Source organism: Streptomyces sp. BE20 (genome assembly GCF_036322525.1).
Lineage (GTDB): Bacteria > Actinomycetota > Actinomycetes > Streptomycetales > Streptomycetaceae > Kitasatospora.
Genome location: NZ_JAQYWW010000434.1, coordinates 1 through 347 on the forward strand (window position 1 = coordinate 1; position 347 = coordinate 347).

Annotated in this window: 1 protein-coding gene; it reads left to right on the top strand. The window is 67.4% G+C overall.

The features are described 5' to 3' along the window. The coding region (locus tag PUR61_RS03770; RefSeq protein ID WP_329875577.1) for a 2-oxo acid dehydrogenase subunit E2 at positions 1-347 on the top strand (347 nt) is incomplete at both ends.

Consider the following 347-nt stretch of genomic DNA (forward strand, 5'->3'; position numbering starts at 1 on the left):
CCGAGCCGGCGGTCGCCGCCCAGGTGGCGGTTCCGGCCGCGTGCGACGTCCGGGTGCCGATCAAGGGCGTCCGCATGGAGATCGCGCAGGCGATGGAGGCCTCGGCCTTCACCGCACCGAACGTAACCGAGTTAGTCCAGGTCGACGTCACCCGCACGATGCTGTTCGTACGCCTGCTCAAGGACAGCGGCGAGAAGCGCCGGCACCACCGCGTCAGCCCCCTGCTGCTTGTCTCCAAGGATCTCCTCACCGACATCAATCGCCACACGGAGATCAACTCCCAGTGGGACGAGGCGGCCCAGGAGATCTTCAACAAGGGGCAGGTGAACCTCGGCATCGCCGCGGCC